Below are 19528 nucleotides of genomic sequence, written 5' to 3'. Positions count from 1 at the left end.
ATCGCGATTCGATTTTCCATTTCCGGAAAGACAAGGAGCCTGGCATTGCAGTGGGACGACGCCCGCATTTTCCTGGCCATCGCCCGGACGGGCAGCCTCAGCGGCGCGTCCGCGGCGCTGGGGCTGGGCGTGGCCACGGTCTCGCGCCGCCTGGACCGGCTGGAGGCCGCGCTGGCCGTGCCCTTGTTCAGCCGCCACCAGAGCGGCTATCGGCTCACGGATGACGGGCAGGCGCTGCTGGCGCCGGCCGAGGCGCTGGAGCATGCGGCCCGGGCCCTGGGCGAGGCAGCCCACAGCCAGGCGCAGGTGGCGGGCGTGGTGCGGCTGGCCACGGCCGAGAACCTGGCCAATCCGCTGATCTTGCCCTCGCTGGCGCAACTGTTCGAGCGCCATCCCGGCCTGCGCGTGCAACTGGTCAGCGGCGTGCAGACACTGAACCTGCACCGGCGCGACGCCGACCTGGCCGTGCGCATGACCCAGCCTGCGGCCGGCCACCTCACCATACGGCGCCTGGGCACCCTGGGTTTTGGCCTGTATGGCGCGCCGGCCTATGTGCACAACCGCATCGCGCAGGCCGGTGCTGCGCCGTTCGATGGCGATGCCTTCATCGGCTGGGACGAGGACCATGCCCATCTGCCCGCGGCCCGGTGGCTGGCCCGTACCCTGCGCGGGCGGCCACTCAGGCTGGAGACCAATACCCTGTCCGCGCAGCTGGCCGCCGTCGAGGCCGGGCTGGGGCTGGCGGTCCTGCCGCACTTCCTGGCGCGGCGTGGCGGTCTGGCCTGCGTCGCGCGGCAGCTGGGCGCGGACCAGCCGATCTGGCTGGCCATGCATGCCGATCTGTGCCATTCGCGGCGGGTGCGGGCCGTGGCCGATCACCTCATCGCGCTGTTCGAGGCCCAGCGCGCCGACCTCGAAGGTCTGGCCTGAGCCCGGTCCGTGGTAAACACGGCATCCGGAGATACCGAAGAGAAAGGACTTTCATGCATCGCCACTGCCGACCTCTGCCCTGGCTGGCCGCGCTGGCCGCCTCGGTGGCGCTGGCCGCCTGCGCGGACAGGCCCAGGGCATCCGCCGGCCCGCAGGCGCCGCCGGGGGCGGCCGCTGCCGTCTATTCCCTGCTGTTCCTGGACAATGCCTCCAACCTGGGCCCCAAGGCCGCAGCCTACTGCGTGGGCAATGGCCGCGGCTGGGCGCTGCTGGATCCCGACGCCGGCACACTGGCCCTGCTCGGCGGCCAGTCCCTGGTCCGCCCCGCTTCCGCCTGCGACGTGGGCAAGGGGGGAGAGCAGGTGCTGGACCGGGCCAGCGGCCGCCCGGCCCTGATGTTCGGCGTCGAACTCGTGCACTGCACGGCCACCGGCGCCGAATGCCTGCTGCGCGGCAGCTACTACGAAGGGCCCGGCAATGCGCAGAGCAACCTCTACAACGCCAGGCTGCGCGGTGGCGTCTGGCAGGCCGTGATGGCGCTGCGCGGGCCGGCACCCTGAGGTATCGCCCCCATGAAAAAACCCGGCAGGGCCGGGTTCTTTCGGGGGATGTCGGAGCGATCAGCCGTACCGCGGCTCCAGGCTCAGTCGGCGTAGGTGCCCGCCGCCTTGATGACCTTGCCCCACTTCTCGATCTCGGACTGGACGAACTTCTTGTGGCCTTCGGGTTCGATGCGGCCGTCGCTGGCGATCACGGCGCCCAGGGCTTCCTGGCGCTTGATGAACTCGGGGTCCTTGAGCGCGGCCTTCATGGCTTCGTTGACCTTCTTGACGATGTCCGCCGGCGTGCCCTTGGGCGCGTACAGGCCGTGCCAGATGGTGACCTGGAAGTCGGGCACGCCCACTTCGGCCAGCGTCGGCAGGTCCTTGAGCGCGGGCATGGTCAGGCGCTTGGGCGTGGTCACGGCATAGGCCTGGACCTTCTTGGCCGTGATCTGGCCCGTGGTGTTGGTGGTCTGGTCGCACAGCAGGTCGACCTGGTTGCCGATCAGGTCGGCAATCGCAGGTGCGGCGCCCTTGTAGGGCACGGGCGTCATTTCCGTCTTCATGGCGGACTGCAGCATCAGGCCGCACAGGTGGGAGGCGGAACCGATGCCGGCGTTGGCCAGGTTGACCTTGCCCTGGTTCTTGGCGATCCAGTCCTTGACCTCGGCGAAGTTCTTGGCCGGCAGCGAGGGGCGACCGATCAGGGTCATGGGCACGTCGTTGATGATGCCGGCGTACTCGAAGTCGCCCAGCACGTTGAACGACAGCTTGCGGTACAGCGACGGGATCGTGGACATGCCGATGTGGTTGATCAGCAGTGTGTAGCCGTCGGGACGGGCGCGCGCGGCCTTGGCCGTGCCGATGGTGCTGCCCGCGCCGTCGGCGTTGTCCACCACGATGGTCGCATTGTTCAGCTGCTTGCGCATGGATTCGGCCAGATCGCGGGCCACCTTGTCGGTGGGGCCACCTGCGGTGAACGGCACGATGAGGGTGATCGTCTTGCCGGCGGCAGGGTAGTCCTGGGCGTGGGCGCCGACGGCCGCACCGGCGGCCAGCGCGATCGCTGCGATCTTGAACAATGCTTGCATGGTGTCTCCAAGTGAATAGCGTGCAAATGATAGGGGGCGATGCGCATCCACCCTTGAGGGCAAACACGCAAGAAAACCGAATGCACGGGGTGACGGATTTTAAGAATTGTTTCTATTGCGTCGCAGCAGATTCCCTTTGGATTGATCTAGTGCAAACCCTGGGAGCCTTGACAGATAACGCTTTTTCAGGAGCAGGCATGTCCCGATCGCAGGGGCGCCGTCCCCCTCCCGCAGGAGAGGGGGACGGCGCCCAGCGCCTCAGGGGGTGCTACCGATACGAGCGCGCATCTTCGATCACCTTGCCATCATTGGGCAGGGTTCCGGGCAGCACCATCTGCACGTCGCCGCGCAGCTTGGTGACTTCACGCACCGCATCCGACAGCTGCTGGGCCAGCCCGGGCGAGGTCTCGCGTGTTTCCACCAGCAACTGCATCTGGTCATTGGCCATTTCGCCCGTGACCACCAGGCGCGCCTTGCCGACCTGGGGGAAGCGGCGCACCACCTCGGCGATCTGGCCGGGATGTACGAACATGCCGCGCACCTTGGTGGTCTGGTCGGCGCGGCCCATCCAGCCCTTGATGCGGACATTGGTGCGGCCCGTGGGGCACTGGCCCGGCAGCACGGCGGAGAGGTCGCCCGTGCCGAAGCGCACCAGCGGATAGTCGGGGTTGAAGGTGGTGACCACCAGCTCGCCCACCTCGCCGGCCGCCACGGGGTCGCCCGTGCCGGGGCGCACGATCTCGACGAGGACCTGCTCGTCCAGCACCAGGCCTTCGCGGGCCTCGGTCTCGTAGGCGATCAGGCCCAGGTCGGCCGTGGCATAGCACTGGTAGCCGGCGATGCCGCGCTCGGCCAGCCAGTCGCGCAGCGAGGGCGGGAAGGCCTCGCCCGAGACCATGGCCTTGGTCACAGACGCGATGGACAGGCCCATCTCGATGGACTTCTCCACGATGATCTTCAGGAAGCTGGGCGTGCCCACGTAGCCGGCGGGCCGCAGATCGGCCATGGCCTGCACCTGCTGCTCGGTCTGGCCCGTGCCGCCCGGGAATACCGTGCAGCCCAGCGCATGGGCGCCGCTTTCCATCATCGAGCCGGCGGGCACGAAGTGGTAGCTGAAGCAGTTGTGCACCAGCTCGCCGGGCCGAAAGCCCGAGGCATGCAGCGCGCGCGCCATGCGCCAGTAGTCGGCGCGGCGGCTCTCGGGTTCGTAGATGGGGCCGGGGCTGCCGAACAGCCGGGGCATGGGCTGGCCCAGGCCGATGGCGTTGAAGCCGCCGAAGATCTGCGCGGGCCGCTGCTCGGCCTGGCGCTGCAGCAGCTCGTACTTGCGCGTCACCGGCAGGCGGGCCAGGGCCTCGCGGCTGGTGATCTGCGCGGCATCGACGCCGGCCAGGATCTGGGCGAAGGCGGCTGAGTGTTGCTGCGCATGGGAGATCTGCCGGGGCAGGGCGGCCAGCAGCGCCGCTTCGCGTTCGTCAGGGGTGCGCGTCTCCAGCGCGTCGTAGAAGGCACTCATGGCTAGTCCTGTAGGTGGAAAGGGCAGATGGAGTCCGGCCAGTGGTGAAAGAAAGATTCCAACAATCCTTGTGCCGCCCCTTGCCCGCGAAACCGGCGCGGCCCAACCCCAGGGACACCGAGGAAGGGCCGCCCCGCGCCGAGGGTGTCGTCCCCCTTTCAGGGGGAAGGCGCGAAGCGACTCAGGGGGTATTCATGCAAGCCAGCGCTTGCGGCGCTTGTAGCTTTTCACGTCCTTGAAGCTCTTGCGCTCGCCACCGCCCACGCCCAGGTAGAACTCCTTGACGTCCTCGTTGCTGGCCAGGTCGGAGGCAGCGCCGTCCATGACGATGCGGCCGCTTTCCATGATGTAGCCGTAGTCCGCGTACTTGAGGGCCATGTTGGTGTTCTGCTCGGCCAGCAGGAAGGTGACTTTTTCCTTGCTGTTGAGGTCCTTGACGATGTGGAACACCTCCTCGACGATCTGCGGCGCCAGGCCCATGGAGGGCTCGTCCAGCAGCACCATGCGCGGATTGGCCATCAGCGCGCGGCCGATGGCGCACATCTGCTGCTCGCCGCCCGAGGTGTAGGCCGCCTGCGAGGTGCGACGGGTCTTCAGGCGCGGAAAATAGTTGTAGACCTTTTCCAGGTTGGCCGCGATCTCGCCCTTGTCGGTGCGCGTGTAGCTGCCGGTCATCAGGTTTTCCTCGATGGTCAGGTGGGCGAAGCAGTGGCGTCCCTCCATGACCTGGACCACGCCGCGCCGGACCAGGTCCGAGGGGCTGAGGTTCTCGATGCGCTCGCCCTCCAGCTCGATCGTGCCCTTGGTGACCTCCCCGCGCTCGCCCTTGAGCAGGTTGGAGATGGCGCGCAGCGTGGTGGTCTTGCCCGCGCCGTTGCCGCCAAGGATGGCCACGATGCTCTCGCGCGGCACCTGGAGCGAGACGCCCTTGAGCACCAGGATCACATGGTTGTAGATGACTTCGATGCCATTGACCACGAGCAGCGGAGCGCTGGCGGCCGGGGCTAAGGTGGATGCGGTGGTCATGGCGTCGTCCATGGGCGTTGATACAGAGATGGATGCGGTGGCCGCAGCTTGCGAAGCATCTCGGTGGACCGCGCGCAGCGTATGAAACTGGCGCGGCCCAACTCAGAGACACCGAGGAAGGGCCTATGCCGGCCGCGCCGCCCCGCCCCGAGGGTGTCGTCTCCCTTTCAGGGGGAAGGCGCGTCAGCGCCTCAGGGGGTGCAACTCCTCACTTTTACGTTCTTTTCCTTGGCGTACTTGTCCGCGTACTCCTTGACCAGCGGCTCGACCATGGACTTGTCGGCCTGGTACCAGTCGGAGACCACTTTCCACTTGGCGCCGTCCCACTGGGCGATGCGCGACCAGTCGGTGCCCAGGTGGTTGTCGCAGCTGGTCTTGACGGGGCGGATGATCTTGCCGAAGCCCAGCTCGTTGAGGCGCTCTTGCGTCAGGTTCAGGTTCTCCAGGCCCCAGCGCACCTGCTCGGAGGTCATGACCTTGCCCTTGCCGAACTTCTCCTGCGCGGTGCGGATGGCCTCCACCTGCAGCATGGAGATCACCATGCCGCGCGTATGGGCCATGGCGCCCAGTTCCTTGGGGTCGGTGGCGGTGCCCTGGCCCTTGTCGTAGACCATGGACTTGACGTCCTCGTGCACCTTGTCGTGCTCGGCCGTGTTGTGGATGGTCACGGTGTTGTAGCCCTTGGCGCCAGCGCCGATGTCCTTGACGTCATGGTCCGAGCCGGCCCACCAGATGGCGTACATCTTCTCGCGTGGATAGCCCGTGGCCTGGGCCTCGCGCACGGCCGTGGGCGTCATCACGCCGGCCGACCACAGCAGCACATAGTCGGGGCGCTGCTGGCGGATCTGCAGCCAGGTGGATTTCTGTTCCACCCCGGGCGCGGTCACGGGCAGCAGGGTCAGGTCGAAGCCTTCCTTGGCCGCGCGCTTTTGCAGCAGCGGGATGGGTTCCTTGCCGTAGGGCGAGTCGTGGTAGACCAGGGCGATCTTCTTGCCCTTGAGGCTGCCCTTTTCCTTCTTCAGGATGTCCTGGATGATGGAGTCGGCGGCCGTCCAGTAGTTGCCCAGCAGCGGGAAGTTCCACTCGAACACCTTGCCGTCGGCCGACTGCGACAGGCCGTAGCCCGTGGTGATGATGGGCATCTTGTCGCCGGGCGCCTTGTCGGTCACGGCGAAGGTGATGCCGGTGGACTGGGGATCGAAGCCGGCGGCGCCGCCGCCCTTGCCCTTCAGGCGCTCATAGCATTCCACGCCCTTGGCCGTGTCGTAGGCCGTCTCGCATTCCTCGTAGGCGATCTTCACGCCATTGATGCCGCCCTTGGCGTTGACCAGCTTGATGTAGTCCTGCTTGCCGTCGGCCCATGGAATGCCCAGGGGCGCGAACTGGCCCGTGCGGTAGACCAGCAGCGGCACGAACTGCTCCTGGGCCTGGGCGGCAGGGGCCGCCACGAGGCCGCCGATTCCGGCGGCGACGGTGGCGGCGGCGATGGCGACTTTCTTGAACATCATGACGTTGTCTCCTAGTTGGCTGGGGAAGATTCCCCGGTTATCCGGCACTCTGTGGCGCCTTGCGTCGATCAGAATCAAACATCCCATATTTCCTGGCGCCATGTTGGAAACTGGCGAGGCCGAGATCAGGGACACCGAGCAAGGGCCGCCCCGCAGCGAGGGTGTCGTCCCCCTTCAAGGGGGAAGGCGCGAAGCGACTCAGGGGGTACTCCATCTCAATGCGGGAAGGGCCAGACGCGCAGCTTCTGGCGGGCCGTGGCCCACAGTTTGGCCAGGCCATGCGGCTCCACGATCAGGAAGAACACGATCAGCGCACCGAAGATCATGTGCTCCAGGTAGGTGGCCGTGGCCGTGGACAGCGGCAGGCCCAGCCAGTGGGGCACCTGGTTGAGCAGCAGGGGCAGCAGCACGAAGAAGGCCGCGCCGAAGATGCTGCCCACCACCGAGCCCAGGCCGCCGATGATGATCATGAACAGCAACTGCAGCGAGCGGTCCAGGCTGAAGGCCGCGGGCTCCCAGGCGCCCAGGTGCACGAAGCCCCACAGCGCGCCGGCCACGCCGACGATGAAGCTGCTGACGGCAAAGGCGCTGAGCTTGGCGTAGGTGGGGCGGATGCCGATCACGGCGGCGGCCACGTCCATGTCGCGCATGGCCATCCACTCGCGGCCGATGGCGCTGCGCACCAGGTTCTTGGCGGCCAGGCCCAGCACGCACAGGATGCCCAGGCACAGCAGGTATTTCTCCATGGGCGTGTCGATCTTCCAGCCCGCGATGGACAGCGGGCCGGCGCTGACCGAGCCCGAGGAGGAGTTGTTCGTCACCCAGGCGGCGCGGCTGGTCAGCCAGTCCATGAAGAACTGGGCGGCCAGCGTGGCCACGGCCAGGTACAGGCCCCGGATGCGCAGGCTGGGCAGGCCGAAGACCACGCCGAAGACCATGGCCAGCACGCCGCCGCCGATCAGGGCCACCAGCAGCGGCATGCCCTCGAAGCGCGCCTGCAGGTTGTAGGCCGCATAGGCGCCCACCGCCATGAAGGCGCCGGTGCCCAGAGAGATCTGGCCGCAGTAGCCGACCAGGATGTTCAGCCCCAGCGCCGCCAGCGACATGATCAGGAAGGGGATCAGCACGGCCTGGAAGGTGTAGTCGCTGACCGCGAAGGGAATCACCAGGAAGGCGAAGGCCAGCAGCAGCACGATGGCCCAGCGGTCCTGGGCGACGCCGAAGATCTGCTGGTCGGAGGCGTAGCTCGTCTTGAATTGACCGTTCTCACGATAAAACATGGTGCAAGTTCTCCGTAACGGTCAAACGCGATCAATGATTTTGTCGCCGAACAGCCCCTGGGGCCGCACGAGCAGGAAGCACAGGGCCAGGCCGTAGGCGAACCAGGTCTCGATGCCGCCGCCGACCAGGGGGCCCAGGTAGACCTCGGAGAGCTTTTCGCCCACGCCGATGATCAGGCCGCCGATGATGGCGCCGGGCAGCGAGGTCAGGCCGCCCAGGATCACCACGGGCAGGGCCTTCAGGGCCACCAGCGACAGCGAGTACTGCACGCCCAGCTTGGAGCCCCAGATGATGCCCACCACCAGGGCCACGCCGCCGGCCACCGACCAGACGATGACCCAGATGCGCGACAGCGGGATGCCGATGGACTGGGCCGCCTGGTGGTCGTCGGCCACGGCGCGCAGGGCGCGGCCGGTCTTGGTCTTCTGGAAGAACACGCTGAGCGCGGCCACCAGCAGCGCGGCGATGCAGGCCGCGTACAGGTCTTCCTGGCTCAGCAGCACGCCGCCCTCGAACAGGCCGTCGAGGATGAACATGGGGTCCTTGGGCATGCCCACGTTGATGCTGTAGACGGCGCTGCCGAAGATCATCGGGCCCAGGCCGTCGAGCAGGTAGGCGATGCCCAGCGTGGCCATCAAGAGCGTGATCGGCTCCTGGTTGACCAGGTGGCGCAGCGCCAGCCGCTCGATCACCCAGGCCACGACCACCATGATGGCCAGCGACACGCAGATGGCCAGCAGGTTGGTGAACCAGCCGGCCTCCAGGCCGGTCCACTTCGGAATCCACTCGGAAAAACGCGCCATGGCCAGGGCCGAGAACAGCACCATCGCGCCCTGGGCGAAGTTGAACACGCCCGAGGCCTTGAAGATCAGCACGAAGCCGATGGCGATCAATGCGTACAGCGTGCCCACCATGAGGCCGCCGAACAAGGTTTCCAGGAAAAATCCCATGTCTGTCCCCTCAGTGGCTCGTGCCAAGGTAAGCGCGGATCACGTCTTCGTTCTGGCGCACCTCGTCGGGCGCGCCGTCGCCGATCTTCTTGCCGTAGTCCAGCACGACCACGCGGTCGCTGATGTCCATGACCACGCCCATGTCGTGCTCGATCAGCACGATGGTGGAGCCGAACTCGTCGTTGACATCGAGGATGAAGCGGCACATGTCCTGCTTTTCCTCCACGTTCATGCCTGCCATGGGCTCGTCCAGCAGCAGCACCTGGGGCTGCATGGCCAGGGCACGGCCCAGGTCCACGCGCTTTTGCAGGCCGTAGGGCAGCTGGCCCACGGGCGTCTTGCGGTAGGCCTGGATCTCGAGGAAGTCGATGATGTGCTCGACGAACTCGCGGTGGCGTATCTCCTCGCGCGCGGCCGGGCCAATGCGCAGGGCCTGCATCAGGATGCCGCTTCTGATCTGCAGGTTGCGGCCGGTCATGATGTTGTCGATCACGCTCATGCCCTTGAACAGCGCCAGGTTCTGGAAGGTGCGCGCCACGCCCATCTCGGCCACCTGGCGGCTGTTCATGTGGCTGAAGGTCTTGCCCCGGAAGGTGATCGAGCCCTCGGACGGCGTGTACACGCCGTTGATGCAGTTGAGCATGGAGCTCTTGCCCGCGCCGTTGGGGCCGATGATGGAGCGGATCTCGTGCTCGCGCACATTGAACGAGATGTCCGTCAGCGCCTTCACGCCGCCGAAGCGCAGGCTGATGTTCTTGATGTCCAGGATGACATCGCCGATCTTCTTGTGTGCCATTGCAGCGACTCCCTTCAGGCCTTGGCCGCGGACGCGGGATGGGTCTTGGCATCGACGATGGACAGCGTGGCGCTGACGCTGCCCGTGCGGCCATCCTCGAACTTCACCTGCGTCTCGATGAACTGCTCGCGCTTGCCCGTGTACAGCGCATCGACCAGCACGCCGTACTTGTCGGCGATGAAGCCGCGGCGCACCTTGCGGGTGCGGGTCAGCTCGTCGTCATCGGGGTCCAGCTCCTTGTGCAGCACCAGGAAGCGCGCCACCTGGGTGTCGGCCATGCCGGCCTCGGCGGCCAGGTCGGCGTTCACCCGGGCCACGCAGTCGGCCACCATCTCCAGCACCTTGGCCTTGGAGGCCAGGTCCACATAGCCGCCATACGGCAGGCCCTGGCGTTCGGCCCAGTTGCCCACGGCCTCGTAGTCGATGTTGATGAAGGCGCAGACCTGGTCGCGGCCGTGGCCGAAGCACACCGCCTCCTTGATCTGGGGGAAGAACTTGAGCTTGTTCTCGATGTAGTTGGGCGCGAACATGGCGCCGCGCGCGGTCTTGCCCACGTCCTTGGCGCGGTCGATGATGCGCAGCTGGCCGCCGGCATCGATCAGGCCCGCGTCGCCCGTGTGGAACCAGCCGTCGGCGTCGATGACCTCGGCCGTGGCGTCGGGGCGCTTGTAGTACTCCTTGAGCACGGACACGCCCTTGAGCAGCACCTCGCCGTTGTCGGCGATCTTCAGCTCGATCCCGGGCGCCGCCTGGCCCACGCTGCTCAGCTCCACCTGGCCGTCGCGCTGGATGCAGACATAGGCGCAGGTCTCGGTCTGGCCGTACAGCTGCTTGAGATTGATGCCGATGGAGCGGAAGAAGCGGAACAGCTCGGGGCCGATGGCCGCGCCCGCCGTATAGGCCACGCGGATGCGCGACAGCCCCATGGCGTTGCGCAGCGGGCCGTAGATGCACAGGTCGCCCAGCGCGTACTGCATGCGGTCGAGCAGGCCCACGGGCTTGCCGTCCAGGATGTCCGACCCCACGCGGCGTGCCACGGCCATGGCGCGCTCGTACATCCAGCGCTTGAAGGGCGCCGCATCCTCCATGCGGATGGACACCGAGGTCAGCATGCCCTCGAAGATGCGTGGCGGCGCGAAGTAGTAGCTGGGGCCGATCTCGCGCAGGTCGATGGACACGGTCGATGCCGACTCGGGGCAGTTGATGGTGAAGCCGGCCACCAGCCATTGCGCGAAGGAAAACAGATGGTCGCCGACCCAGGCCGGGGGCAGGTAGGAGATCACGTTGTCGCCAGGGCCCAGGCGGTCCACCTGGGCGCCGCCGCGCGCCGACTCGCCGAAGCTGCGGTGCGTCTGGCACACGCCCTTGGGCTTGCCCGTGGTGCCCGAGGTGTAGAGGATGACCGAGACATCGTCGGGCGACAGTGCGGCCAGCATCGCATCCCAGGCGCCCGGGTGCGCGGCATCCCAGTCCTTGCCCTTTTGCAGCAGGGCCTCGGTGCTGATCAGACCCGGCTGGTCGTAGTGGCGCATGCCACGCGGGTCGTCATAGACGATGTGCCGTATGCCGGGCACGTGTTCGCGCACCTCCAGCAGCTTGTCCACCTGCTCCTGGTTCTCGGCGAAGGCGAAGTCGATCTCGGCATCCTCGATGACGAAGCGCATCTCGGCGGCCACGGCATCCTGGTACAGCGGGATCGGCACGCCGCCCAGCGCCTGCACGGCGATGAAGCCCATGTAGACATGGGGCCGGTTGTCGCTGACGAAGGCCAGGTTCTGGCCACGCGCCATGCCCAGCGCGGCCAGGCCGCAGGCCATGTGGCGCACGGTGTCCAAGGCCTCGCTCCAGCTCCAGGTCTGCCAGATGCCGTATTCCTTCTCGCGCAGCGCCGGCGCCTGGGGGCGCTCGGCGGCATGCTGGAGCAGCAGGTGCGGGAACGTGGTCGTCATTCCATGTCCTTGGGAGTTCGATGAACGGGTGCCGCGGAACCCTGGGGCCCAGGCCGCAGCAAACCGGCTTGGACTGCATCCTAGGTCTGGCTTTGACGTCGTGGTGTCTGTTTGACGACAATTTGAGGGAAAGCCATCATCGGGAAAACCTGCCGTAACAAATGGTGCCAAAAGGGTCGCTTGCGTTGCATCAGGGCTTGCATTGCCGGGGGACGGACATTTCGCTGCCATTGGCGGGCACCGGCCTGCTCGTGGAAATCCCGCTTACGCGGGCCGCCGGGCTCGGGCAATGCTTGGATGGTTTTTGATGAACCATCCATGAGCCAAGAACTGTCACTGCACCAGCGCCGGCGCGCGCCACGGTCCGAGGAACTCGCAGGCATTCCCTGGCTGGCCGTGCTCCAGCCCGCCGAGCGGGAACGCGCCCAGAAGGCGCTGGTCGTCGGCGATGCCCAGCCGGGCGACTATGTCTGCCGCACGGGCCGGGCCCCTACCTACTGGTTCGGCGTGGTCGAAGGCCTGCTCAAGATGAACACCGACGGCGTGGACGGCGCCAGCATGACGCTGGCCGGCCTGCCACCGGGTGGCTGGTTCGGCGAGGGCACGGCCGTCAAGCGCGAGCCCTACCGCTACAACGTGCAGGCCATACGCAGGAGCGTGGTCGGCGGCCTTCCCATCGACACCTTCCACTGGCTGCTGGACCACTCCATCGGCTTCAACCGCTTCGTCATGAGCCAGCTCAACGAGCGCCTGGGCCAGTTCATCGCGGCCCGCGAGATCGACCGCCTCACCAATCCTGACCTGCGCGTGGCGCGCAGCCTTGCGGCGCTGTTCCATCCGCTGCTGTACCCGGGCGTGGGCGATGTGCTGCGCATCACCCAGCAGGAGCTGGCCTACCTCGTGGGCCTGTCGCGCCAGCGTGTCAACGAGGCCTTGTCGGTGCTGCAGCGCGAGCATGCCATCGTCGTCGAGTACGGCGGATTGCGCGTGCTCGATCTGGAGGCGCTGCGCAGCGGGCTGTTCACTGCCCAGCGCAAGGTGGCGGCCTGAGGGGCGCCTCGATTCTCAGATCACGCCCTCCAGACGCAACTTCTCCTGCTGCCGCGCATCCAGCCCCAGGGCGGCATAGATGGCGGCGTTGTCCTGGCCCGTGGCCGGGCCGGTGCGGGGCGAGGGCGCCGTGCGGCCGGTGAAGCGCGGCACGGGTGCCGGTGCGGTGAGGGCGCCCAGTGCGTCGTCCGCCAGCGTGATGAAGCTGCCGCGCGCCGCGAAATGCGGGTCCGCCAGCGTGTCCTGGGCCGAGTGGATCCTGCTGAACGGAATCTCCCGCGCGGCCAGCGCCTGGGCGGCCTGGGCGAAGTCGCGTTCACGGCACCAGCGTGCAACGATGGCGTCGATGTCTGCCAGGTTGCGGATGCGTGCGGCGTTGTCCGCGAAGCGCGCATCCGCCGCCAGCGCGGGTTGTTCCATGGCCTCGCACAGCCGCGCAAAGATGGCATCGCCCGTGGCCACCACGGTCAGCCAGGCGCCGTCACGGGTCTGGTAGACGTTGGACGGCGCGGTGTAGCCGGCGCGCGAGCCCATGCGCGAGCGCGCCCTGCCACCGAGTTCGTATTCGGCCGCCAGCGGGTCCAGCAGGCGCAGCAGGGCCTCGGTGGCGGACAGGTCGATCTCCAGGCCGCGCCGCCGGGCCGCAGGCAGGGCGTTGCGCTCGGCCAGGGCTGCCGCGATGGCGAAGGCGCCGAACAGTCCCGCCACCACGTCGCCCAGCGGGTAGTTCATGTGCTGGGGCGGGCCATCGGCCTCGCCCGTGAGGTGGGTGAAGCCGCTCATGGCCTCGAAGATGCGCGCAAAGCCGGGGCGGCGTGCATAGGGGCCGGTCTGGCCGAAGCCCGTCACGCGCAGCACGATCAGGCGCGGGTTGTGCGCATGCAGCGTGGCCAGGTCCAGGCCCCAGCGGTCCAGGGTGCCGGTGCGGAAGTTCTCCACGAGCACGTCGAAATCCGCGATCAGCCGCAGGAACAGCGCGCGGCCCTCGGGCTTGCGCACGTCCAGCGAGACGCCCTGCTTGCCCCGGTTGGCCGTCTTCCAGAAGATGGCGTGGCCTTCATGCACGGGCGCCAGGCTGCGCAAGGTGTCGCCGCCGCCGGGCAGCTCCAGCTTGACCACCTCGGCGCCCAGGTCGCCGCACAGCGTGGCCGAGAAAGGGGCGGCCAGCACCGTGGCCATGTCGAGGATGCGCACGCCTTCGAGGGGGTAGCCATGGCGTTCCATCACTGGCCTTTCAGGTCCACGTTCTTCATCACGGGCTCCCAGGCGCGGCGGTCTTCGGCCACGCGCCGGTGGAAATCCGCCGTCTGCGTGGGCAGCGGCGTGGCACCCAGGCGCACCAGCTTGGCGCGTGTCTCGGGCAGGGCCATGGCCTTGGCCAGCGCCTGGTTGAGCGTGGCCACGATCTGCTGCGGCGTGCCTTTGGGCGCGGCCAGGCCCACCCACAGGCCGGTATCGAGGCCGGTCACGCCCAGTTCGGCAAAGGTGGGAATGTCGGGCGCGGCCGCAGAGCGGCTCTTGCCGGTCTGCGCCAGGATCCGGATCTGCCCGCCCTGCATGTAGGGCAGGGTGCCGCCCAGGTTGTTGCACATCACGGGGATGTGGCCGGCCATGAGGTCGTTGACGGCCGGGGCGTTGCCCTTGTAGGGCAGGTGCTGCATCTTCGTGCCGAGCCGGTGGTTGACCATCTCGCAGACCAGGTGCGAGGGCGTGGCCGTGCCCGCCGAGCCGAAGGACAGCGTGCCGGGCTGGGCCTTGTCGGCGGCCACCAGTTCGGCCAGCGTGCGGTAGGGGGCCTTGGCGTTGACGGCGATGACGTTGGGCAGGTCCGCCACCAGGCCGATGTACTCGTAGTCGGTCAGCGGGTTCCACTTGAGGTGGGCGTGCACATGGGGTAGGAAGACATTGCTCAGGCCCGCCATCAGCAGGGTGTAGCCGTCAGGGGCGGCGCGCGCGACCAGCTCGGAGCCGACCAGGCTGCCGGCGCCGGGCCTGTTCTCCACCACCACGGGCTGGCCCAGGGCCTGGCCCAGTTCGACCGACAGGGCGCGGGCCACGAGGTCGGTGCTGCCCCCGGCCGGGAAGGGCACGATCACGCGCACGGGCCGCTCGGGAAAGGCGGCATGCGCGCAGGCGCACAGCATGAGCAGGCCCATGCCTGCCAGGGAGGTTCTGGGGGCGGTTTTCATGGCGTCTCCGGTGTCAGCCGCGCTCGCGCAGCATGTGCCTGGCGATGTTGAGCTGGTGGATCTGGCTGGTGCCCTCGTAGAGGCGGAACACGCGCACATCGCGGTAGTGGCGCTCGATGGGGCTGAAGTCGGCCACATAGCCGGCGCCGCCGAACATCTGCACGGCGCGGTCGGCCACGCGGCCGCACATCTCGGAGGCGAAGTACTTGCACATGGAGGCGGACAGTGCCACGTCCTCGCCGCGGTCGCGGGCGCGCGCGGCCTCCAGGATCATGGACTGGGCGGCGAAGATCTCGGTGCGGCAGTCCGCCAGCAGGGCCTGCACCAGCTGGAAGTTCGCCACCGGCTGGCCGAACTGGCGGCGCTCGCTCACATGCGCCAGCGCCAGCTCCAGCATGCGCATGGCCGGGCCCGTGCACAGCGCGGCCAGGTGCAGGCGCTGCTTGTTGAGCACCTTCATCACGGTCTTGAAGCCCTGGCCCTCGCGCCCGCCGATGATCTGGTCGGCCGGCACGCGGCAGCCGTCGAAATGCACGTCGGAGACGGGCGAGCCGGCCTGGCCCATCTTGCGGTAGGGCTGGCCGGTGGACAGACCCGGCGAACGCTCCACGAAGAAGGCCGTGAGTCCTTCGCTGCCCGTGCTGCCCTGCTGCGTGCGGGCGATGACGGTGAAGACATCGGCCAGCGGTGCGTTGGTGATGAAGCGCTTCGTGCCGTCCAGCACGTAGTGGTCGCCCTCGCGGCGTGCCGTGGTCTGGATGTTGCTGGCTTCGGAGCCCGCGTCGGGCTCGGTCAGCGCCAGGCAGCCCGTGAGCTCGCCGCGCGCCATGCGCGGCAGCCAGCGCTGCTTTTGCGTCTCGGTGCCATCGGCGACCAGGGCCTCCGAGCCTATGCCGGTGTTGGTGCCCACGCGGGCGCGCAGCGCCACCGAGGCCTGGGACAGCTCGAAGGCGCACAGCACCAGTTCCTCGGTACTCAGGCCCAGGCCGCCGTAGGCCCGGGGAATGCTCCAGCCGAAGTAGCCCTTGTCACGCAGCTCCTGGACCACGGCGGGCGGAATGTCGTCGTCGCGCTCGACCTGCTCTTCCAGCGGATGCCAGCGGTGGCGGACGAAATGGCGGATGTCTGCAATCAGGGCCTGCAGGCGGGCGTCGTCTTGGATCATGGGCCGCACTGTAGGAAGCGCGGCGGCGGAGGCCGCACTGCCGTTTCAATTATTGAAACGCAGTTGCGGCATGGCGCCCGGCTTCCGCACAATCGCTGCGTGACCCAAGCACCGATCGCCCATCAGCCCAGGGACTCGCAGGATGTCTGCCGCATCCGTGAGCAGGACCCGTATTTCGCGGGCACGCTGGCCAAGGGGCTGATGATCCTGCAGTGCTTCGTCAGCGACCCGCGTCCGCATGCCAACAGCGAGCTGGCCCGGCGCCTGGGCCTGCCACGGCCCACGGTATCGCGCCTGTGCCGCAGCCTGCAGACCATGGGCTACCTGGACCATGACGAGCGGCTGGACCGCTACTTCGTCGGCCCGGCCGCCGTGGCCCTGGGCTACCCGTATGTGATCAACACCCCGCAACTGGCCCAGCTGCGCCTGCCCATGCAGGCCCTTGCCGATCGTGTGAAGGGGGCCGTGTCGGTGGGCGTTGCCATGGATCTGGACGTGGTCTACCTGGAGACCTGCGCCTGGGAGGGCGGCACGCTCAAGCGCCCGGGCGTGGGGGCGGTGCGCGGCGTGCTGGAGACCGCCATGGGCCGGGCGGGCCTGGCACAGCTCGGGGTCGGCGAGCAGCAGCACTTCCTGCAGCGCGTGCAGCACCAGCGGCCCGATGAATATGCGCGCTGCCTGGACAACGCCAGGGAGAGCATTGCCCGATATCAGGACAGGGGCTTCGCGGTGAACATGGGGGATTCCGGCCTGGGTGTCTGTGCCGTGGGCGCGGCCTCGCGCATCCGCTATGGCACGCGCCGGCTGCTGTTCAACTGCGCCGTGCCCGGCCTGCGCATGCCGGGCCGCGCACTGGTCCGGGACGTGGGCCCCCAGCTCGCGCAGCTGGTGGCCCTGTGCGACCGGCTGCCCGCGGACCGCTGAGCGGCGGGCGGGCAGCAGGCTCCGGATTCAGAAGATCGCCAGCACGAGGCCGATGGCCAGCAGCACGCCGAAGGCGATCCAGCCGTTCTTCTGGTCCAGGCCGCCGATCTGGCGCAGTGCGTCTTCGCGCGCGCCCCCCGTCAGCCCCATCTGGTTGATCTGCTGTATGCGTGTGACCAGCCATTGCAGATAGGTGCGCTTGACGGTGAACGAAATGGCCACGGCGATGCCCAGCACGCGGCCGGCGCCGGCCGTGCCGGGCATCAGCAGATTGATGATCACAAGCGTGACGAAGGCGACCACGGCATAGGCGTAGACCCGGCGCGCAATCGCCCAGGACACACCCATGAAAGGAATGGCCGTCCAGCAGGGACTGAGCCCGGCAAAGAAACCTTTTTTGCCATTGACCATGCGCTCCCAGAGCGGGCGGTATTTTTCCGCATTCTCCCCGATGGCGGTTTCCATATCGGACCACTGGATTCCGGTCAGGTCCATCTTGGTGATAAGAAGTGCCTTGAATTGTTCTTTCAATGGCGGAGAGTTCGATAGATGGGGTGTATCGCTCATGGTTTTCCTTGCTGAATGAGGCTGGAGTATGGGCATGAAGGCCCGGAGGCCGCAACGGGCAATGCGCACAGGTCGCCGTATCGAAGAAGGCTCTTGGCTTCCTGGCGCGCGCCATTCTATGGCGCGACAGGCATTCCATTGCGAATCGAATGATCCGCATTGCCGTGGATGGGAATGGTGTGCAGCGGGGTGGAAAACTATTTATTACATAAGGAACGATATGTTTCGCATGCCTTCATTCGGAATTCTGGCCGGTTTGCGAAGTTTCTTTACTCATCGGTTCTTGCTGGTCTTTTGAAAACCGGTGCGATGGCATATCGGGGCGGATACAACGCATGCCGTTGAAGGTCGATGGCTTCCCATATCGTCGGGCATGTGCGCCGTGCCGGCCGTGGGCTGCAGGTGCCCAGGTGCGGTGCCGGCGGCTGCGTCCCGGGCCGGGCACGGCGAGGCCGGCCCGATAGCCGAGCGCAATGCCCGTATTGGTCGCAGGGCGCCGCCGTGGCGGGCCGTGGCGCGCGACAATGGCGGCCTGATGTCATCCCCTACTTCTTCCAAACCGCCCCGGCCCGGCACCGACGAGGCGGCAGCGCCCTCGGCGCGCCCTGTGCTGCGCCGTCCCGCCAAGCCCCAGGCCGAGCCTGCCGGCGATTCCCGCCGCCCCTCCTCCGGTGGCGCGGGCAAGTCCGCAGGCGCACGCGGTGCGCGCGGCGACCGCAATGAACGTGGCGACCGCAACGAACGCGGCGGGCGCAATGAGCGCTACGAGCGCTCCGACCGGCGCGATGCCGCCCCCCGCGCCAGCGCACGGGACCAGCGTCCCCGCACGGGCGGCTTCGGCCGTGCAGAGGACCTGGAACGCTCCCAGCCTCGTGGTGACTGGCGCGAATCCGGCGGCGGCGAAGGCCGTGGCCCGCGCGAGCAGCGCGACACCCGTGAGGCACGCCCCCCGCGTCCACCGCGCCAGGACGAGCGCCGCGATCGGCCCCATGGCCAGCGCGACGAGCGGCCACGCGAAGGATTCCGTGATGGTCCGCGCGAAGGCGGCTTCCGGGACCGTCCCCGTGACGATGTCCGCGGGCCCCGCCGCGACGATGCCCGTGGCCCGCGCCGTGATGTGCCGGCCGAACCTGCCTACCGCCCGCTCAGCGGCATCCGCACCTATCGTCCTGCCGATGGCGGCAGCCGAGAGATCCCCGTCAAGCGTGCCCCCGCGCCCGTGCAGGCGCAGGTGCCCGGTGCCGTGCGCATCAACAAGCGCCTGGCCGACATGGGTCTGTGCTCGCGCCGCGAGGCCGACGAATGGGTGGAAAAGGGCTGGGTGCGTGTCAATGGCGAAGTTGCCGTCATGGGCCAGAACGTCGTGGCTTCCGACCGCATCACGGTGGAGCGCGAGGCACGCGAGCGGCAGGACCAGCAGGTCACGATCCTGATCCACAAGCCCATGGGCTACGTCAGCGGCCAGGCCGAGGATGGCCATGAGCCTGCCGTGACCCTGGTCACGCCACAGAACCACTGGAACCAGGACAGCAGCCGCACGCGCTTCAACTTCGCGCAGCTCAAGGGCCTGGCGCCCTGCGGCCGGCTGGACATCGACTCCGTGGGCCTGCTGGTCCTGACCCAGGACGGCCGCGTGGCGCGCCAGATCATCGGCGAGGACTCCGAGGTGGACAAGGAGTACCTGGTGCGCGTGACCTATGGCGACCGCGACATCGACGTGCAGTCCGTGTTCCCGGCCGAGCAGCTGGAGCGCCTGCGCCACGGCCTGTCGCTGGATGGCGAGGCACTCAAGCCCGCCCAGGTGGACTGGCAGAACCCCGAGCAACTGCGCTTCGTGCTCACCGAAGGCAAGAAGCGCCAGATCCGCCGCATGTGCGAGCTGGTGGGCCTGCGCGTCGTGGGCCTCAAGCGCATCCGCATCGGCCGCGTGACGCTGGGCAACCTGCCTGCAGGACAGTGGCGCTACCTCGGTGCACATGAGAGCTTCTGACGCCTCGTGAGCCCCTGCTCCGCCTGCCGCGTGCGCTCGCACAATACATGCTGC

General features: G+C 67.8%; 17 protein-coding genes. 5 read left to right on the top strand and 12 right to left on the bottom strand.

Annotated features, from left to right (window positions below; all coding sequences use genetic code 11):
- Positions 1-45 precede the first annotated feature (45 nt).
- Positions 46-930: a LysR family transcriptional regulator gene (locus L1Z78_RS25070; protein WP_234639040.1), complete on the top strand. Its 885-nt coding sequence runs from the start codon at positions 46-48 to the stop codon at positions 928-930.
- A gap of 53 nt (positions 931-983) precedes the next feature.
- Positions 984-1490 carry a hypothetical protein gene (locus L1Z78_RS25065; protein WP_234639039.1) on the top strand — a complete coding sequence of 169 codons (507 nt, stop codon included), beginning with the start codon at positions 984-986 and terminating at the stop codon, positions 1488-1490.
- An 83-nt stretch (positions 1491-1573) separates the two neighbouring features.
- On the opposite strand, the gene L1Z78_RS25060 is transcribed toward L1Z78_RS25065, so the two are convergent.
- The 8 genes from L1Z78_RS25060 to L1Z78_RS25025 form a co-directional block, all read right to left on the bottom strand.
- Positions 1574-2563 (bottom strand): tripartite tricarboxylate transporter substrate-binding protein, encoded by a 990-nt coding sequence (locus L1Z78_RS25060; protein ID WP_234639038.1) that lies wholly within the window; start codon positions 2561-2563, stop codon positions 1574-1576.
- Positions 2564-2831: 268 nt separating this feature from the next.
- A complete protein-coding gene (locus L1Z78_RS25055; RefSeq protein WP_234639037.1) occupies positions 2832-4079 on the bottom strand; it encodes a phenylacetate--CoA ligase family protein in 1248 nt (415 codons plus the stop codon).
- 192 nt (positions 4080-4271) lie between these two features.
- Entirely contained in the window at positions 4272-5105 is an 834-nt protein-coding gene (locus tag L1Z78_RS25050; RefSeq protein ID WP_234639036.1) for an ABC transporter ATP-binding protein, read from the bottom strand.
- 191 nt (positions 5106-5296) lie between these two features.
- Positions 5297-6613, bottom strand: a complete 1317-nt coding sequence (locus tag L1Z78_RS25045) for an ABC transporter substrate-binding protein (RefSeq protein ID WP_234639035.1) — start codon at positions 6611-6613, stop codon at positions 5297-5299.
- Positions 6614-6828: 215 nt separating this feature from the next.
- Positions 6829-7893 (bottom strand): branched-chain amino acid ABC transporter permease, encoded by a 1065-nt coding sequence (locus L1Z78_RS25040; protein WP_234639034.1) that lies wholly within the window; start codon positions 7891-7893, stop codon positions 6829-6831.
- 21 nt (positions 7894-7914) lie between these two features.
- A complete protein-coding gene (locus tag L1Z78_RS25035) occupies positions 7915-8844 on the bottom strand; it encodes a branched-chain amino acid ABC transporter permease (RefSeq protein ID WP_234639033.1) in 930 nt (309 codons plus the stop codon).
- A gap of 10 nt (positions 8845-8854) precedes the next feature.
- Positions 8855-9640 carry an ABC transporter ATP-binding protein gene (locus L1Z78_RS25030; RefSeq protein WP_234639032.1) on the bottom strand — a complete coding sequence of 262 codons (786 nt, stop codon included), beginning with the start codon at positions 9638-9640 and terminating at the stop codon, positions 8855-8857.
- Positions 9641-9654: 14 nt separating this feature from the next.
- Complete coding sequence (locus L1Z78_RS25025; RefSeq protein WP_234639031.1) at positions 9655-11589, bottom strand: AMP-dependent synthetase/ligase; 1935 nt, start codon at positions 11587-11589, stop codon at positions 9655-9657.
- A 318-nt stretch (positions 11590-11907) separates the two neighbouring features.
- Between L1Z78_RS25025 and L1Z78_RS25020 the strand changes: the two genes are divergently transcribed.
- Positions 11908-12639, top strand: a complete 732-nt coding sequence (locus L1Z78_RS25020) for a Crp/Fnr family transcriptional regulator (protein ID WP_234639030.1) — start codon at positions 11908-11910, stop codon at positions 12637-12639.
- Between the two features lie 15 nt (positions 12640-12654).
- Here the strand turns inward: L1Z78_RS25020 and L1Z78_RS25015 are convergent, their stop codons facing one another.
- Genes L1Z78_RS25015 through L1Z78_RS25005 form a run of 3 tightly spaced genes read right to left on the bottom strand, consistent with a single transcriptional unit; the run spans position 12655 to position 15993 of the window.
- On the bottom strand, positions 12655-13863 hold the full coding sequence (locus L1Z78_RS25015) for a CaiB/BaiF CoA transferase family protein (protein WP_234642262.1): 1209 nt from the start codon (positions 13861-13863) through the stop codon (positions 12655-12657).
- A complete protein-coding gene (locus L1Z78_RS25010) occupies positions 13863-14828 on the bottom strand; it encodes a Bug family tripartite tricarboxylate transporter substrate binding protein (protein WP_234639029.1) in 966 nt (321 codons plus the stop codon). Before L1Z78_RS25010 ends, L1Z78_RS25015 begins: the two co-directional genes overlap by 1 nt.
- Positions 14829-14841: 13 nt before the next feature.
- Positions 14842-15993 (bottom strand): acyl-CoA dehydrogenase family protein, encoded by a 1152-nt coding sequence (locus L1Z78_RS25005; RefSeq protein WP_234639028.1) that lies wholly within the window; start codon positions 15991-15993, stop codon positions 14842-14844.
- A 99-nt stretch (positions 15994-16092) separates the two neighbouring features.
- Here L1Z78_RS25005 and L1Z78_RS25000 point away from each other — a divergent pair, with 99 nt between their 5' ends.
- Positions 16093-16917: an IclR family transcriptional regulator gene (locus tag L1Z78_RS25000; RefSeq protein WP_234639027.1), complete on the top strand. Its 825-nt coding sequence runs from the start codon at positions 16093-16095 to the stop codon at positions 16915-16917.
- 27 nt (positions 16918-16944) lie between these two features.
- On the opposite strand, the gene L1Z78_RS24995 is transcribed toward L1Z78_RS25000, so the two are convergent.
- Positions 16945-17520, bottom strand: coding sequence for a hypothetical protein (locus L1Z78_RS24995; protein WP_234639026.1), 576 nt, complete (start codon positions 17518-17520; stop codon positions 16945-16947).
- A gap of 499 nt (positions 17521-18019) precedes the next feature.
- On the opposite strand from L1Z78_RS24995, the gene L1Z78_RS24990 reads away from it, so the two are divergent.
- Positions 18020-19474 (top strand): pseudouridine synthase, encoded by a 1455-nt coding sequence (locus tag L1Z78_RS24990; RefSeq protein WP_326491958.1) that lies wholly within the window; start codon positions 18020-18022, stop codon positions 19472-19474.
- Positions 19475-19528 lie beyond the last annotated feature (54 nt).

The organism is Delftia tsuruhatensis (assembly GCF_903815225.1).
GTDB lineage: Bacteria > Pseudomonadota > Gammaproteobacteria > Burkholderiales > Burkholderiaceae_C > Comamonas > Comamonas tsuruhatensis_A.
This window is presented reverse-complemented; position numbering and strand designations above follow the sequence as displayed.

What these genes read in the sequence shown, in the direction of transcription:
- L1Z78_RS25065 (WP_234639039.1), top strand. Translation starts at nt 984, where the DNA reads ATGCATCGCCACTGCCGACCTCTGCCCTGGCTGGCCGCGCTGGCCGCC.
- L1Z78_RS25060 (WP_234639038.1), bottom strand. Translation starts at nt 2,563, where the DNA reads ATGCAAGCATTGTTCAAGATCGCAGCGATCGCGCTGGCCGCCGGTGCG.
- L1Z78_RS25055 (WP_234639037.1), bottom strand. Translation starts at nt 4,079, where the DNA reads ATGAGTGCCTTCTACGACGCGCTGGAGACGCGCACCCCTGACGAACGC.
- L1Z78_RS25050 (WP_234639036.1), bottom strand. Translation starts at nt 5,105, where the DNA reads ATGACCACCGCATCCACCTTAGCCCCGGCCGCCAGCGCTCCGCTGCTC.
- L1Z78_RS25045 (WP_234639035.1), bottom strand. Translation starts at nt 6,613, where the DNA reads ATGATGTTCAAGAAAGTCGCCATCGCCGCCGCCACCGTCGCCGCCGGA.
- L1Z78_RS25040 (WP_234639034.1), bottom strand. Translation starts at nt 7,893, where the DNA reads ATGTTTTATCGTGAGAACGGTCAATTCAAGACGAGCTACGCCTCCGAC.
- L1Z78_RS25035 (WP_234639033.1), bottom strand. Translation starts at nt 8,844, where the DNA reads ATGGGATTTTTCCTGGAAACCTTGTTCGGCGGCCTCATGGTGGGCACG.
- L1Z78_RS25030 (WP_234639032.1), bottom strand. Translation starts at nt 9,640, where the DNA reads ATGGCACACAAGAAGATCGGCGATGTCATCCTGGACATCAAGAACATC.
- L1Z78_RS25025 (WP_234639031.1), bottom strand. Translation starts at nt 11,589, where the DNA reads ATGACGACCACGTTCCCGCACCTGCTGCTCCAGCATGCCGCCGAGCGC.
- L1Z78_RS25020 (WP_234639030.1), top strand. Translation starts at nt 11,908, where the DNA reads ATGAGCCAAGAACTGTCACTGCACCAGCGCCGGCGCGCGCCACGGTCC.
- L1Z78_RS25015 (WP_234642262.1), bottom strand. Translation starts at nt 13,863, where the DNA reads ATGGAACGCCATGGCTACCCCCTCGAAGGCGTGCGCATCCTCGACATG.
- L1Z78_RS25010 (WP_234639029.1), bottom strand. Translation starts at nt 14,828, where the DNA reads ATGAAAACCGCCCCCAGAACCTCCCTGGCAGGCATGGGCCTGCTCATG.
- L1Z78_RS25005 (WP_234639028.1), bottom strand. Translation starts at nt 15,993, where the DNA reads ATGATCCAAGACGACGCCCGCCTGCAGGCCCTGATTGCAGACATCCGC.
- L1Z78_RS24995 (WP_234639026.1), bottom strand. Translation starts at nt 17,520, where the DNA reads ATGCCCATACTCCAGCCTCATTCAGCAAGGAAAACCATGAGCGATACA.
- L1Z78_RS24990 (WP_326491958.1), top strand. Translation starts at nt 18,020, where the DNA reads ATGTCATCCCCTACTTCTTCCAAACCGCCCCGGCCCGGCACCGACGAG.